Origin of the sequence: Janthinobacterium sp. SUN073, from assembly GCF_030397665.1 — a bacterium.
Classification (GTDB): Bacteria; Pseudomonadota; Gammaproteobacteria; order Burkholderiales; family Burkholderiaceae_D; genus Janthinobacterium.
This window is the reverse complement of record NZ_JAPUBT010000008.1, coordinates 89,641-105,406: the sequence shown is the minus strand read 5'-3', so window position 1 is coordinate 105,406 and position 15,766 is coordinate 89,641. Positions and strand designations below refer to the sequence as shown.

Annotated in this window: 13 protein-coding genes; 8 read left to right on the top strand and 5 right to left on the bottom strand. The window is 54.9% G+C overall.

Annotated elements, in window-relative coordinates; genetic code table 11:
* Window positions 1-69 precede the first annotated feature (69 nt).
* Entirely contained in the window at window positions 70-423 is a 354-nt protein-coding gene (locus tag O0882_RS20595; protein ID WP_289950980.1) for a winged helix-turn-helix domain-containing protein, read from the top strand.
* A gap of 218 nt (window positions 424-641) precedes the next feature.
* Here the strand turns inward: O0882_RS20595 and O0882_RS20590 are convergent, their stop codons facing one another.
* From O0882_RS20590 to O0882_RS20575, 4 genes are all read right to left on the bottom strand, one after another.
* Window positions 642-2,060, bottom strand: coding sequence for an FG-GAP-like repeat-containing protein (locus O0882_RS20590; protein WP_289950979.1), 1,419 nt, complete (start codon window positions 2,058-2,060; stop codon window positions 642-644).
* 281 nt (window positions 2,061-2,341) lie between these two features.
* Window positions 2,342-3,553 (bottom strand): VCBS repeat-containing protein, encoded by a 1,212-nt coding sequence (locus O0882_RS20585; RefSeq protein WP_289950978.1) that lies wholly within the window; start codon window positions 3,551-3,553, stop codon window positions 2,342-2,344.
* A gap of 394 nt (window positions 3,554-3,947) precedes the next feature.
* Window positions 3,948-4,997: a hypothetical protein gene (locus tag O0882_RS20580; RefSeq protein ID WP_289950977.1), complete on the bottom strand. Its 1,050-nt coding sequence runs from the start codon at window positions 4,995-4,997 to the stop codon at window positions 3,948-3,950.
* Between the two features lie 136 nt (window positions 4,998-5,133).
* A complete protein-coding gene (locus O0882_RS20575) occupies window positions 5,134-5,793 on the bottom strand; it encodes a hypothetical protein (protein WP_289950976.1) in 660 nt (219 codons plus the stop codon).
* A 608-nt stretch (window positions 5,794-6,401) separates the two neighbouring features.
* Between O0882_RS20575 and O0882_RS20570 the strand changes: the two genes are divergently transcribed.
* Complete coding sequence (locus O0882_RS20570; RefSeq protein WP_289950974.1) at window positions 6,402-7,769, top strand: hypothetical protein; 1,368 nt, start codon at window positions 6,402-6,404, stop codon at window positions 7,767-7,769.
* 258 nt (window positions 7,770-8,027) lie between these two features.
* Here O0882_RS20570 and O0882_RS20565 read toward each other — a convergent pair whose 3' ends face one another.
* Window positions 8,028-9,062 carry a tyrosine-type recombinase/integrase gene (locus O0882_RS20565; RefSeq protein WP_289950972.1) on the bottom strand — a complete coding sequence of 345 codons (1,035 nt, stop codon included), beginning with the start codon at window positions 9,060-9,062 and terminating at the stop codon, window positions 8,028-8,030.
* Window positions 9,063-9,373: 311 nt separating this feature from the next.
* Here O0882_RS20565 and O0882_RS20560 point away from each other — a divergent pair, with 311 nt between their 5' ends.
* The 6 genes from O0882_RS20560 to O0882_RS20535 all read left to right on the top strand — a co-directional run bounded on the left by O0882_RS20560 (window position 9,374) and on the right by O0882_RS20535 (window position 15,544).
* Window positions 9,374-10,138 (top strand): RNA methyltransferase, encoded by a 765-nt coding sequence (locus tag O0882_RS20560; protein WP_289950971.1) that lies wholly within the window; start codon window positions 9,374-9,376, stop codon window positions 10,136-10,138.
* Entirely contained in the window at window positions 10,135-11,037 is a 903-nt protein-coding gene (locus O0882_RS20555; protein ID WP_289950970.1) for a LysR substrate-binding domain-containing protein, read from the top strand. Before O0882_RS20560 ends, O0882_RS20555 begins: the two co-directional genes overlap by 4 nt.
* A 103-nt stretch (window positions 11,038-11,140) precedes the next feature.
* Window positions 11,141-12,334, top strand: coding sequence for an MFS transporter (locus O0882_RS20550; RefSeq protein WP_289950968.1), 1,194 nt, complete (start codon window positions 11,141-11,143; stop codon window positions 12,332-12,334).
* Between the two features lie 72 nt (window positions 12,335-12,406).
* A complete protein-coding gene (locus O0882_RS20545) occupies window positions 12,407-12,931 on the top strand; it encodes a hypothetical protein (protein ID WP_289950966.1) in 525 nt (174 codons plus the stop codon).
* 10 nt (window positions 12,932-12,941) lie between these two features.
* Entirely contained in the window at window positions 12,942-14,588 is a 1,647-nt protein-coding gene (locus O0882_RS20540; protein ID WP_289950965.1) for a GMC family oxidoreductase, read from the top strand.
* A complete protein-coding gene (locus O0882_RS20535) occupies window positions 14,585-15,544 on the top strand; it encodes an alpha/beta fold hydrolase (protein ID WP_289950963.1) in 960 nt (319 codons plus the stop codon). Before O0882_RS20540 ends, O0882_RS20535 begins: the two co-directional genes overlap by 4 nt.
* The last annotated feature ends 222 nt before the right edge of the window (window positions 15,545-15,766 follow it).

The window sequence follows — 15,766 nt, the reverse complement described above, 5'->3', positions numbered from 1 at the left end:
GTGCTAAAATTTGTAGCAATTGCAGTTGTCGGTTGGTCCGACAATACCCGAGTAGTTTTAAACGATTTTATGACACATCCTAAACGACCTGCCGATATTTATATGCGTTTCTTGCAGTTGGCAGAAGCGTTGCGTGGTTTGCCGTCCCTGCCTTCGCTCGATCCCCTTGAAGAACGTATTCTTGCTATCGTCGCCCGTGCTGGACAAGATGAGCAGCGGCTGTCTGTCCGTGACATGATGGCCAAAGACGAATTCGGTTCACCCGCTACCGTTCACAGTCGGCTCAAGTCCATGCGTGAGAAGGGCTGGATTATGCTGTCCGACACTGAGGACACGCGCCGCAAGCAGATCGAGCTTACTCAGGCTGCGCTGCTGCACTTCGACAAGCTATCGAAGTGCTTGATACAGGCTGCGAACGGCTAACGACTATTGCCAGCACCTTCACAACCGCTGTAAGAGCGTAAGCATCGACCGTCCAAGAAATAATTTATAAATCGCCACTGATAGTCTGGACGCTCTTGAGTTTGAATTTTCTCGTCGAAAGTGCACAAGGGGGCCGCTGGGATTTTGCAAAAATCAACTGTTCCCATAAAATTCCGTATCCCTGATGCGGCCCCAAGTTTCATTCAACCGAGATATGGTCAGATAGGGATAGCAAGCGAAAATCGGCTATCATAAGCTACCAAGGTACCTTTATAGGGCATGATGAACACGTTATCGTTACTGTATGTTGTCCAATTTGGATAAGCTTTTGCTCCATCATAAATCAGCGTATATCGTCCAGTGACCAGATCGTATTTGCGAATCTGACTCTTGTAGTTATCGCTGTTTAGGTTGGTATAGACATACAAATAACCATTCAAAAAGACTGCGTCGTTGAGATGATAGTCACTAGGGCCCTTCTCAAAGCTAACTAAGGTGTTCATGAATCGACCAGTACCGTCACCCAATAAAATACGCGGTGTTGTCTGAAGTTCTCCAGTGCCAAGAAATAAGTCAAGCAAGCCGTCGCCGTTGAAGTCAATCAATTCAACATCAAACGCGCCGTTATAGTATGCCTTGTCAAACATCGTGTAATCGGCATTTGATGCAATAAACCCTGTAGGAGCTTCGCGGAAGCCGCCTTTGCCATCTCCACGCAGCATTACAAAGCTAGAACGACCGTCTCGTGAGCGATTAAGGTCACTCACGAGTATGTCTATATTGCCGTCACGGTCGACATCGCCAGCAGATGCGCCATGGCAGTAACATGTAATCGGCGCAGGGGTATTTTTATAGGTGCCGTCGGGTTGGCTAAGAATAATGCGTGGTTGTTCGCCAGGCCAGCTTGCTATTGGGCCAAATTCCGCACCATGACACGATAAGAACAAATCGGGTTTACCGTCGTTGTTGAAATCTGCCACAAGGACACGACGTGGGGCTACACAGCCAGTCGTGTCTGTCAGTAACGTTGACGTCACATCAACAGGCTTCCCATCCATATACTTGTAAAAATGTATGGCACCTACTGGATTGGGTTTTGTCGGGTCGATCGAAAACCTGTTGGTGGCAACAACCAACGATAACTCACCCGTTTGTAAGAAGTCACCAAAAGCAACCCCGCTGCCTGCAGACTCATTGTAGGCATTCGTACTTACATATGTCGGCATCGCCTTTGGTGCTGTATTCAGCGATTTTGCATTAAGATTTGATGTCGCCATAACTGGCAACGGAACAGCAAGCGTAGCTGTTGCGATCTTACTGCCGCCTGCACCCGTGCAGGTTAGTGTGAACTTAGTTTGACCGGGCGCCGCAGTTACAGCAGTGGCGCCGGAAGTCGTACTCGTCGATAGCGCGTCAGATCCGACGCAGGACGTTGCATCCGTAGAGTTCCAAGTAACAGACACATTGTCACCAGTCTTTGCCTTATTCGTGCTAAGCGTTACGGTTGCAGTCGGGGCATTTGCAACTTGGGGTGGTGGAGTGGGTACCGACGAAGCGGAACCACCTCCGCCACAAGCTGTAAGAGCCAGCGTGAAAATTGCTCCAAAAAATAGGCTATGCTCATGCTTAAATCTCATTTGTTCTCCGATCTTTTCGTGATGTGATTGCCGCCGTGACCTAAGCGCAATGATTGTGCGCGTGCCTCGATGTGAAAAATTTTCTCGATATTAATTGCTGTAAAAGTAATTAATAAATGGTTTTTATTTTTAAAATTGGAATAAAATATATTGCCAAAAAGAACGATTTTTTTGGTTCTTGATTGGTGGCATTGGCATCAAGTATGGCTGGCTAGCCGAGGTGGCGATGTGAAACAAATTGTAGGAAGCCCCGTTTGCAGGGCTACTTTTAAATCGAGGATTTAGTCGTTAATTCCTAGCCCAAAGGTTGAATCTAAGGACACGATCTTGTTGTTCCGTGGCATTACCCAGTCAACCCACAAGTAGTTGTTCGGGAATCGACCTGTATGGTTATATACCAACTTACTTGACAATGTTTTGTAATCAATTTTTTGGATGCCGAAGGTTTCGTAGTTCTGGTCCACCATCGACATATAAATCGTGTCATTCACGAATACAATGTCTAGTGACAAGACCAGTGGATACCCGACCACGCTAGGCAGAATTGTCACCGCTGCGTTGCTAAAATCGTTGTTGCCAGGGTTCTTGAAGATTGACGGCGCAAAGCTAGCGATCGATTTATCGTTGGTGCCGCCGAGCCACAGGTCAAATTTTCCGGCATTATCAAAGTCGATTAGCTCTACGCTATAAATTTGCAGAGGGCAGCTAATAGCGCAAGTCAAACTGTTCTTTTCGGTGGATGGAGGCATCCGGCGGTAGTCAGCAGTGAACGTGCCATTCTTGTTGTTGATCAGAAAGAACGGCTGACCATGGATAGCTGAGTCAGTTACGACTATATCGGCATAACCCTTGGTGTTCATTTCAGCAGCCGAAGCACCGTGGCAGTAACAGTCAAACCCCATGTCAACGTTCTTATAAGTGCCATTGACCTGACTCAGTAACATCCTTGGATGTTCACCAAACTTACCACCAACTGGTATTTCCCCGTCGATACCATGACAAGCAGCAAACACGTCTGGTTTACCGTCACCGTTAAAGTCGGCGACGATTACTTTGCGCGGAGAAAGACATCCGGTGGTGTCATCTAATACCCTAGCGGTCTTGTCCGTCCAGGCACCATTCGCGTCTTTCTGGAAGAAGTAAACCTTACCAGGAACGAGTGAACCGAATCCGTTAGCACCAGCGAACACGTTGCTAAAGGCAACCATAGACATCTTGCCTTCTTGGAAAAAGTCGGCAAACGCGACGCCAGAGGTAATAAGTTCATTGTTTTGCGCCAGCTTCGGATACGTTTGCGGATCAATGTTCATATCCTTGGCATTTGCATACGATGATGACTTGACTGCGATAGGAGGTAGAGCTGGTGGGGGTGTGACAACAACCGGTGGTACTGGTGTGGTTGATGGCAACGCAGTACCGCCGCCACCGCATCCAACCAGAGCTAGTGTGATCATCGTTCCAAAAATTAGACTATATCCATGCTTAAATCTCATTTGTTCTCCGACTTGTTAATTGTTGTGATTGTTGTCGTTAGCTTGACACAATCGTTGGCACGCTTGCTTCGAGGCAGAAAATTTGCTCGGAATAAAACGCTATAAAAATTATAGCAGAATGGGTGCCGTGAATTTCCAAATGGCAATAAAAATGTTGTTCAACTGGATTTTTGTTGTCTTTGTGGTCACAGTAGCGATGGACTAGCTGGCTTGTGTTGAGCCACGCCAAGGATTGACGAGTTCGTCACGCCAGCGCTTTTTCTAGCTTGGGTGAGGTGTGCTACTAGCCTGACCTGTTTTTGCAGTCAGGCATCGATCTCGTGTCGCCTATGCCGATTGCGGTTAGAAGTTATCGGCCGACCCGATAACTTATTAGCCTACGTCCCTTCTTTTTTCAGTCAGCTTTTTTCTCTAGCATCCATTCTGGCCACGCACTGTCGCTGGTACCTGAAGCATCAAGGCGTGTACCTTTGTAGAGACGCCCATGATCTGGAACTTTGTTATGGAAAGCATGAAAGTGCAGTACCGTCTCTGCATAGCCTTCAGCATCCTCGCCTTCTTCAACATTTACCGCAAACACGCGCCAGTTGCTGCCGCCATAGGGGCGCAGTGTGCTAAACATATCTGGCAATTCGCTTTTTTTAATCGAAAAAACGTCTGTCGTCTGTTGTGCCTTTGCAATATTTTGTACAGACTTTTCCATGGCATTAAATAAAGCTTTTTGCTTCGCTACACTGGGAGCCTTATATGGATTTGGGTCATTTTTTTTCGCTTGCTCTTTTTCGTATCCAATACTTTTTTCCTTCGCCGCATTTAGTCCTCCGCAATCAAAAATCCATTGCGCGAATGTGTGCTCATCTTTCTTTAATTCATAAGCATAATTTAAAATCTTAGCATCAGCGGAAGCCTGTCTAGTATCATTGCCACGATATTGGCGAGATAATAAATGAAAGGCTGTTGTTTTCTTATTTTCTGCTATTCCGATTTTTTTACGCAGCTCTTGCATCAGGATGTAAGTTTGATGTGCGGCGACATTTTTAAAGTATTTGTCGTGAATTCCAATAATTTTAGCCAAATCATGAACGGCCCGGGATTGTACTTTTTTTGTGAAATTAGTTTTTTCTTTTTCGGCGGATTTTCCCGCTTCAGAGATTTTTTCAAGATCAGAAAGAAATTCATAAACCACCGCATCCATCACAAGAATGCTATTCGATATTTTCTCCGGCTTGCTTGTATCGATTGTGGAATAGTTAAAAGTCGCTGTAATAATCTGGCTTGATGGGCTAACGACAACAATAGGATAACTTGGAATGGATGTGTTTGCTAAAATATTAATATTTTTCGTTTTATCTAGTGATACTCCATTCGGATTGCTTACATTATCTACTACAACGGTAAGGTTCGGATTGATGTAGCCGGATTTGATGGAGTCGTTGATAGACATATTTTCCTTTTAATTTGAGTTTTTGTTTAATCCCGACCGTCTGATCGGATAACTGAACTTTAATTAAAAGGAATGTCGAGATATAGCCCGTCCGCTATGCCGACGCCAGCGTTGTCAGTGCTGACGTTGGCGTTTGCTACGTTAGAGTTTGCGTTTTCTTAGCAAACGTCATACTTTCTAGCCAACCAGTGATAGTCCGTTCGGCTTGGAGTTCAGACAGCGATATGCCGAGATCCTTTGCCGCCGCTAATATTTCGGCCTTCATGCTCAAGGCTGCTTGGCGCCGACTGGTAAATGGCTTTTTCACCGCCAACTCTCCTGCTAGCTTGCGGAGTGGGTCATATTTTCCGCTACGGCCTTTTGCCGCTACGGCAGCTCGATCAGAATTGCGGTGCGCAATGATCTGGCCTACGGCCGGCTCCAACACCAACGAGTTCTCTAGCATCCCCAACTGGTACATGGCATTGGCGATTTGTGCCCACGCATTGACCTGGGTGTGCTGCTCATCTGCTGTCGTTGCTTCTGCAACGTGATCTATGACCCTCAGAATCAATCGTAGGAATATCTCGTAAGTTTGCTCGGAGTGTTCGGCGTAGATGTCGAGGCCGATGGATGGTGGGCTGTCTGGAGTGGCAGCAGCAATTGGCGTCATAACGTCGGTCCAAAAGTCAGCGCTCGTTTTTTCCGGCTGAAGTATGCAGTACACATGCGCAAGCCTTGCCAGTATGGCGTCTGTAGCTTCGTCGATAGATTCCGACGCCAAATCAAATGCTCCAATCTTCTGTGCTTCGCTCATGCGTTTCTCATTTCTTCGGTGTTATGGGATGGTAAACATTATAGCCAACTGTATCCGCGTGGTCGTTGCCGGTGCACAGTCACGATATAGATGATAGTTAACGGATATCCGACCCGACGGACTTGATAATAAAGCAATGGCATTATTGTGCCGAACATATCGCATGAACCGACAAGTTGCCGAATGACAGGCGACTTCTTCATGACTATCTATCTAATTACTTTCAATACAATAGGGTAAGATTAGATAATGGTTATTCTTTAATTGAAGGCATTTATTTAATCGAATTGTCCATCAAGAAGTAGTTTGAATGATTCCGAAAGAATGTTTGGATAATAATGTTGGACTACCAAGCAAAGGAAACGATTCGCCAAGAATCGTCAAAGAATTCTGATTGAGTCGTTGGTTGTCTTGGTAAATTGAAAGAAGATAGATAAAGCAAAAGAAATAAATATCTAGCAGGTGACGCCTGTATTCTTTATTTGCTGCTACATGACCACGAGGGCCAAGTTGACTTGGCCCTTTTTTTATATTGATCTATTGGCAATCTCTTCGTACCATCCAGATTAAATATAAGAAAGCCTTTGGTCAGGCTTCAGGAGCTAATAATGAATAATAACAAGAGTCGGACGAGAACCGGCCAATATATCCCCAATTTCGATAATCCGCGTATCCGTAAACGTGTCAAAAAAGCCCTTGGTTGGGCTGCTGGCTGTGTTCGGTCAGAGCCGCGAGAAATGGCAAAGAATTGGATTGATGTCAATCTGGGGCAGCAGCAGAATGAGCTTGGAGCTTGGTTACGCGCAAAGCTTTTAATCTGTCAGGATAACTTCTACTATTTCGGTGTTGATGGCGGCAAGTGCAAGGAATATTCACTCAATCAGTCTGGTTGGGATGAGGTAAGCGGCATGCTGCTTGGTATCGAGGATGCAAACGCAGCTGCGCCCATGCAGAAGGAAGGAAAGGGAAAATCACTGCATGACATGGAGCTGATACATGCCTGGGCACGCGACGTGCACAAGAAGGAGTTCGACAGCAAAGACTTCCAGTATGAAGAAAAGCAGTGTGCCCGCCTGTGGCATCCACTCCAGAATCTGAAAAAGGACGCCAAAGCCTATGTCTGGAAAAAAGAAGGGTTGAGCTTCGATTATGACATTCAGGCTTGTGCACCTACGTTGATTCTTCAACACGCACAGCAACTAGGGTTTGATGAGTGGCCGCATGGCATTCAAGAGTTCCTTGCTGACCCGCGAGCATTCCGCAAGCATGTCGCTGAAGTGGCCGGTTACGACTACAACGACGACAAACAAGCCAAGAAGGTTAAGGCTCTGGTAAATGCCATGTTTTGTGGCGCAAAGCTGGGCGCTAACAAGGATTTCGCTCTGTTCCAACTACTTGATGAGAACTACGAGAGAGTCAATGCATTGAAGAATGATACTCGCTTGATGCTGTTGAAAGATGACATCAAGCGCTGCTGGAAAGTCATCGAAAGCGAGTCCATGTACACTGTCAAGAACGAGAATGGACGTAAGCTGGCTTTGAATAGCAAGCGCAAGTGGGGGCGTTACTTTGATCTGGAGCGCCTTGTTCTGGATGCAGTACGTTTTTACTTGATTAAATCAGGGGTTAAGTTCTTTTTGGAGCACGACGGATGGCGTACAGATCAGGTAATTGATGTTGAGTCCCTTCAGGAGCACGTCTTTGTCTCAACTGGTTATCGAATCAAGATTGCAGGTACTTCATCACGAATTATTGAAGAATCACTTCCTGCTGACTTGGAATCAATCCCGAATAACTACCAAGAGGCACATGAAGCGAAAAACCAAGAAGGTATGGCACTGTGTCAATTATCCCCTATTGTATTGAGAGTTAATGCCGAGAAAGATTATTGCGAGATCGTGCAGATTCCATCTTTATTGTCGAGGCTGAGGAATAAACTGCTAATCTCGCAGAATATGAATAGGCCTAATGGTTGAACGTCAGAACTCAGCGAAGCATGACAATAGTAAGGCTGAAAATGCAGGCAGCGCTGAAAAGTTGTCGGCTCAATAGACAATTGGCAAGGTTGGGTTGACGTGGTTCAAGCCACGTCACTCTGTTCATGGAGGTTAGTCCAGATTCCGTGCCGGATTACTGGCGTAGTGGTTTGACTGCACGTGTTGGCACGGTTAGGTGGGTTTGCAAACGAAAAGCGTGATGCTGGCTGTGCGTACAACGTCACGCATGCTGATCGTTCAAGCGCTGTTGAAAACTGCCAGCGCTTTGCTGGCTACTTCGCTCGGCTGAGAATGCAGATATACCATCGTGCTGCTGATTTGCTTGTGGCCCAGAAACTTTTGCACCATCGTAATATCCATGCCTGAACGGAGTAGGCGAGTTGCAGTCGTATGTCGAAACGTATGACTGGTGATCTTGCCACCTTCTTCCGATATGCCAGCACGTTTTACCAAGTCTCTCAGCCAAGACGACAGGCCGTTTTTGTCGCCGCATTTAGTCGGGAATACGAAGTTGTTGGTTCGCGCTGGGTAGCGACGTTCCATGACGGCCCGTAATGCTTTGGACATCAGAGCGAGAGTATTGTTGCCGTTTTTGAGGCGACGCACCAAGATTGTGTTCCGGTCGAAATCGATGTCTGACCACAGTAAGTTGCTGGCTTCGGAAATGCGAGCAGCCAGGTGCGACAGGCAAACGATGATATCGTGGTTGTCCTGCCGACATCTGTCTGTGTTCGCGTTTTTGCCTATGTATTTGATGTCGGGGGAAAGCTCGGCCAGGATTGCAGTTTCTTCAGCAAGTGTGATCACTCGGAAGCGCGTTAAAGCTGGCTTGATACGGTCTAATTTAGGTCCAGGTGATAGGCGTTTCTGCACGCAGTAGTTGACGAGCGCATTCCAGTACGTGATGAATAGCGCGACTGTGTTTGTTGCCCGGCCAAGCGTGATCATCTCATGTACTGCGGCCTGAACTTGGTGCTTCTGTATCGACTTCATTGGGCCATCAGGCAATAGTTTTTTCCAATGCCGCATTTGTTGCTCGGCAACGCCATAACCCCTTGTGTGCTTGCGAACAGCCAAAAAACCGTCGATTGCGTCATACAGCGTGACAGGGCGTTCACCAAGCACCTTAATTTGCTGAACGGCTTCGTGGTCCCACTTACGAGCGATCTTGGTCGCCAAGGCCTTATCATCCGTTTTAGTCGAGCGATTCAGCATTACTCCATCGATCATCTTCCGCCATTGCCAAATTCCCTTGCGTTGCACTAATGACATTTTTAAATCCCGAGTTAATGCAATACTGGCACTGTGCAAAAAATGCGCAAATTCTCCTATGGCGCGGTGTGCAAAAAATGCGCAAAACAGCGTCCTGGAGCGTGTGCAAAAACAGTATTGCAGAGGTCAGGCAGGATGCGTTCAGGTGTATAGAAGATCAAGAAGAAATTGATAAAAAGACAATTAAATGCGATTTTTGAGAATTGCGTCTTCGGATGTCAGTACAGGTTAAAATTCAGGCTTGTGGGGCAGCGTAGGGGTAATTTCGCTGTAATTCCTTGTTTATCGATACTGCACAATTAGCCATTTAAATGAATCTGCCCGAAATCAACACGTCTCTTTTCAAACGCCTGCGATTTATTCTTGTCGAAACTAGTCGTCCTGGCAATATTGGCGGCGTCGCGCGCGCCATGAAAACGATGGGTTTTTCCGATCTGGTGCTGGTCAACCCCCGTTTTCCCGATGCCTTGACGGATGCGGAAGCGGTGGCCTTCGCCAGCGGCGCGCAGGATATTTTGTCGGGCGTGCGCATCGTCGGCTCGATCGCCGAGGCGCTCGAAGGCTGCAATTACGCGGCCGCCGTCTCGGCCAGATTGCGCGAATTTTCGCCGCCCGTGACCGCCCCGCGCGCCATCGCCAGCCAACTGGCCGCCAGCGAAGACTTGCACGCTGCCGTCATCTTCGGCAACGAGCGCTTCGGCTTGCCCAACGAGATCGTCGAGCAGTGCAACGTGCTGATCAACATTCCCGCCAATCCTGCGTATTCGTCGCTGAATCTGTCGCAGGCGGCGCAGGTCGTCGCTTATGAATGCCGCGTGGCGGCCCTCGGCGATGGACAGCTCGCCAGTCCCGTCGGTTTCCATGGCGACGCCGCCAGCCTGGCGCAGGTCGACGGCATGTACGATCACTTGCAGCAGGCGCTGGTGGCCATCGATTTCCTCGATGCCGACAACCCGAAAAAGCTGATGCCGCGCTTGAAACGCCTGTTTTCGCGCACGGGACTGGAGACGGAAGAAGTCAACATCCTGCGCGGCATCGCGCGCCATATCCTGGCGGTGGCGAAAAAGGCGCCATGATCGAGACGCGGCTGCTGCGCCAGTTCATCGCCGTCGCCGAGGAACTGCACTTCCGGCGCGCGGCCGAACGGCTGCACATGGCGCAGCCGCCCCTGTCGCAGGCGATCTTGCGGCTGGAAGACTTGCTGGGCTACCCCGTATTCGAGCGCACCAATCGCAAGGTCAGCCTGACGCCGGCGGGCGATGCTTTCCTGGCCACGGCGCGCCAGGTGCTGGCCAGCCTGGAAGAGGGCGTGGCGGCCACGCGGCGTGTGGCGCAGGGCATCGACGGGCACTTGCGCCTCAGTTTCATCCACATCACGCCGTACGTCCACGTGCTGGACGCCTTGCGCGCGTTTCGCGCCGCCTCGCCCGCCGTGCAATTCACCTTGCGCGAAGCGTCGACGCAGCAGCAGGTCGAGTGGCTGGAAAAAGGCGAGGTCGATATCGCCCTGCTGCGCGCGCCGGGGCGCAGCACGCCGGGCTTGCGCATCGAGCGCCTGTCCGGTGAAGACATCGTCGTGGCGCTGCCATCCGATCACCGTTGTGCGGGCCAGGCAAGGGTGGATCTGGCGGACCTGGCCGATGACGATTTCGTCGCCTCGCCGCGCGCGCTGGGCCAGGGTTTTCATGATCAGCTGGCCAGCCTGTGCCTGCATGCGGGCTTCGTGCCGCACGTGGTGCAGCAGGCGCGCCGCTTGCAAACGGTGCTGGGACTGGTGGCGGCCGGATTCGGCGTGGCCCTGCTGCCGGCCAGCCTGGGCGCCTGCGCGCCAGCGGGCGTGGTCATGCTGCCGCTGGCAAGCAGCGCGCCCGCGCCGCTGCGCCAGCTCGACCTGTACATGGCGTGGGACCCGCAGCGCACGTCTCCCGTGCGCGAGCGGCTGCTGGCGCAGCTGCGGCTGTCCGCCACTCAATGAGACTTAAAATGAGACGTTAAGCGTCTCGTTTCAAGATAAATAAGATATTTTACAGATGACGGCCCAGGGGCCAGCATGGCGTTTTTGATTGTCGGGAATTGCCATGTCCATCGTTTCATCGCGCAACCGTGCGCTGCCTCCCTCTATTTATTGGCTGTCGCTGTGCAGCTTTGCCTTCGGCTTGTGCGAATTCATCGCCGCCGGCTTGCTGTCGCCCATGGCGCGCGACCTGCACGCCAGCGTGGCGGCGACCGGCGGCGCCATCGCCGCGTATGCGCTGGGGGCGGCCATCGGCGCGCCCGTGCTGACGGCCATGCTGGCGCGCCGCCCCACGCGCCAGATCCTGGTGGCCACCATGCTCGTGCTGGCGGCCGGCAGCGTGGCGATGGCGGCCGCGCCGGCACTGGGCGCGCTGCTGGGTGTGCGCTTTGCCGTCGGACTCGCGCATGGGGTGTTCATGGCGGTGGCTTCGCATGCGGCCACCAGCCTGGTCGACCCGTCCCGCGCGGGCAGGGCGCTATCCATCGTCTGGCTGGGCCTGACCCTGGCGCTGGCCGGCGGCGTGCCGCTGGGGACGTGGCTGGGCGCCGTCTCGTCGTGGCGCTGGGTGTTTGCCGCCATCGGCGTGCTGGCCCTGTGCGGCGGCGCCGGCTTGCGCTGCGCCATGCCGGCCGCGCGCCAGCAGGCTGTTGCCGCATCGCCGTTGGCCAGCCTGTGCGCCATCCTGCAGCTGCACCTGCTGCTGGCGGCTGGCGTGGCGGCGCTGGTCAGCGTGGCCACCTTCAGTTTTTTCACGTATGTTTCTCCCTTCCTGCTGCAACTGGGCGGACTCGATGCGGGCTGGCTGAGTGCCGCCATGCTGTGCTTTGGCGCGTGCGCCATCGGCGGCAATCTGCTGGGCGGCTGGTGCGCGGATCGCCCCCACGCGCTGCGCGCCACCATGCTGGCCCTGGCCGCGCTGGCGTGTAATCTGCTGGGGTTCTATGTGCTGCGCACGCATCCCTTTGCCATGCTGGCCCTGTGCGGCACTTTGGGCATGCTGTTCTTTGCCCTCGTGACCCTGTCGACCATGCTCCTCTTGCTCCTGGCACAACGGCATTGCCCGGGCAGCGACGCCGTGGCGGCGGGCCTGAATATCGCCGCCTTCAATGCGGGCACGGCCTTTGGAGGCGCGCTGGGCGGCGCGCTGATCGTCGCCTTCGGCTTGCCCAGCATCGCCATCGGCGGCGCGCTGGCGGCGCTGCTGGCCATGCCGCTGCTGTGCTTCCAGTCGCGCAAACTAGACGCGCCGCTCTAGTTTTTGCGTTCAAACGCCCCCTGCCTTTGGCGTACACTGGCTTGCAAAAGGCCGTACAAAACAAGGGGACACATGGGATTGCAACGCAGATCGTTTCTGAAACTGGGCGTGCTGGGCGCCTGCGCGCTGGCCGCCGGCGGCGCCGCCTACCGCGCGCTGCGGGGGCCGTTGGCGCCTGGCCGCTTCGTGCTCGATGGCGCGGCGCGCGCGGCGCTGGTGGCCATCGTGCCGGCCATGCTGGGCGAGGCCTTGCCGCACGGGGGCGATGCGCGCAGCAAGGCCCTCGACGGCGCCATCGCCGGCGTGGACACGGCCATCCATGGCTTGCCCCTGGCGGCGCAGCAGGAAGTGCAGGATTTGTTTGGCTTGCTGGCGCTGGCGCCCGCGCGGCGCTTCGTCGCCGGCGTAAAAGATGGCTGGCGCGAAGCCGACCCTGCCCAGGTGGCCGCCTTTCTGCAGTCGTGGCGCACGCACCGCCTGGCCACCCTGCAGACGGTCTACCTGGCCCTGCACGACCTGATCCTCGGCGCCTGGTACGCCGATGCCGCCCATTGGGCCACTATCGGCTATCCGGGACCGCTGCCCGAGCTGAGTTAAGAGAGCATCCATGAGTACATCCCCCATTCCCGACCCCATCGCCATCGGCGTGGCCAGTGGCTGGAACGTCACCGACGCCAGCACCCTGGCCGCCGACCGCAGCTTCGAGGCCGATGTCGTCGTCATCGGCAGCGGCGCCGGTGGCGGCGTGACGGCGGAAATCCTCGCGCTGGCCGGCTTGAAAGTGCTGATCGTCGAGGAGGGCGGCTTGAAGTCCTCGAAAGACTTCAAGATGCGCGAAGCGGACGCTTATCCTGCCCTGTACCAGGAATCGGCCGCGCGCAAGACGCGCGACAAGGCCATCAACATCCTGCAGGGGCGCACGGTGGGCGGTTCGACCACCGTCAACTGGACCTCGAGTTTTCGCACGCCGCCCGGCACGCTGGAATACTGGCGCCAGCATTTCGGTTTGTCCGGCTATTCGGTGGACGCCATGGCGCCGTGGTTCGCCATGATGGAAAAACGCCTGCACGTGAGCGACTGGATCGTGCCGCCGAATGAAAACAACGATTTATTGCGCCGCGGCGCCACGGCGCTGGGCATCCCCACGGCCGCCATCCGGCGCAATGTGAACGGCTGCTGGAACCTCGGCTACTGCGGCATGGGCTGTCCGACGAACGCCAAGCAGTCGATGCTGGTGACGACGATCCCCTCGGCGCTGGCGCTGGGCGCGGGCCTGCTCGTGCATGCGCGCGCCGAGCGTTTCAGCTTCAAGGGCGAGCGCATCGACAGCTTGCAGGTGACGGCGCTGGACGCCGCCGGGCAAGTGCCGACGGGCGTGCGCCTCACGCTGCGCGCCAAACACTTTGTGCTGGCCGGCGGCGCCATCAATTCGCCGGCACTGCTGCTGCGCTCGCAGGCGCCCGACCCGCACGGCTTGCTGGGGCAGCGCACCTTTTTGCATCCGACGGTGATCTCGGCCGGCCTGTTCCCCCAGCGCGTCGATGCCTATGCGGGCGCGCCGCAAACGATTTATTCCGACCATTTCCTGCACCTGGCGCCCATCGATGGCCCCATCGGCTACAAGCTTGAAGCGCCGCCTTTGCACCCGCTGCTGATGGCCACCACCATGGGCGGCTTCGGCGATGAACATGCGCGCACGATGCGCGAATTTCCCCATGTGCACGGCTTGCTGGCGCTGCTGCGCGACGGCTTTCACCACGACTCGGCGGGCGGCAGCGTCTCCATCGACAGCTTCGGTGCGCCCGTGCTCGACTATCCGATCACGCCCTTCATCTGGGATGGCGCGCGGCGCGCGCTGCTGTCGATGGCGGAAATCCAGTTCGCCGCCGGCGCGAACAGCGTGTATCCCGTACACGAGCTGGCCCGCCACTACACCAGCTGGGCGCAGGCGAAGCAGGCCATCGGCGATTTGCCGATGAAGGCGCTGTTGACCAGGGTGGTGTCGGCCCACGTGATGGGCGGCTGCGCCATGTCGGACGATGTGCGTCTGGGCGTGACGGGGTCCGATGGCCGCTACCACGGCGTGCGCAACCTGTCCGTGCACGACGGTTCGCTGTTCCCCACCTCGATCGGCGCCAATCCGCAACTGACGCTGTATGCACTGGCGGCGCGCCTGGCCAGCGGCCTGGCGCGGGAGTTGACGGGCAAGCCGGCCCCCGTGCCCATGCCTGTCGCCGCCCCGGCCGCCGCATGATCGCGCGCATCCTCAAGTGGCTGATGCTGCTGCAAGTGCTGGCCGTGCTGGGCGTGGCGTATCTGGCGATGCAGGCGTGGGGCGTCGCCTCGCCGGCCATGGCCGTGCTGCTGGCGGGCGCCATGCTGCTGGCCGTGCGCGCGCTGATCGTGGCGCGCAACTTTTGGGAAAGCCGGCGCCTGGGCAGCCCCGTGCCGGCGCCATACCAGCTGGGTGCCCTGGGCGCCGCGCGGCTGTTTTTCGGCGAGCTGCGCGCCACCCTGTGGACGTCGTCATGGGGCATGCTGCGTCCGCGCCTGCATGTGGCCGACATGATCCCATCAGGCCAGGGCTTGCCGGTGCTGCTGGTGCACGGCTATGTGTGCAACCGCGGCTACTGGACGCAGCTGAGCCGCCAGCTGGCGCGGGCGGGCATCGTGCACAAGGCGATCGACCTGGAGCCGATCGATGCCAACATTGAGGACTTCGTGCCGCAGGTCGAGCAAGCCGTCACCGAGCTTTGCGCCCGCACGGGCAGCGACCGCGTCATTCTCGTCGCGCACAGCATGGGTGGCCTGGTGGCGCGTGCCTGGCTGCGCCATTACGGCGCGGCCCGCGTGGCGCGCATCATCACCATCGGCACGCCGCACCACGGCACGGCGCTGGCCAACCTGGCGGCGGGCGCGAATGCGCGCCAGATGAGTCGTATCGGTGGCGCACCCAGCGGCTGGCTGGCGCAGCTGGCCGCCAGCGAGACGCCGGAAACGCGCGCACTGATCACGTCGATGTACTCGCATCACGATAATATTGTCGCGCCGCAAACGTCCGCGCACTTGCCCGGCGCGCGCAATATTGCCTTCGGCGGCATCGGCCACGTGGCGCTGGCCAGCGATGCGCGCGTACTGCGCCAGCTGTTAGCGGAAATCACTATCAAGTACGAAGTCGCCCAGCCCCCGTCCAGCCCCCATTTTTCCTGAATCCTGTTGTGTTTTATCAGCATGGCAAGACTGTCTCTTTTGACTCTGCTGTTGCCCAGGTTTAACAGGTACAGGCCCAGAAAATGCTGTTTTCCACTGGCGTACTGTATTAAGCTAGCATCACGAAGGTGACGGCCAGCAATGATTGCCGAGGCCGTATGCGCCGCGCCACAGCGATCCGCATGCGAGATATTTGCGGGGATGCATGGCAGGATGTTGTAG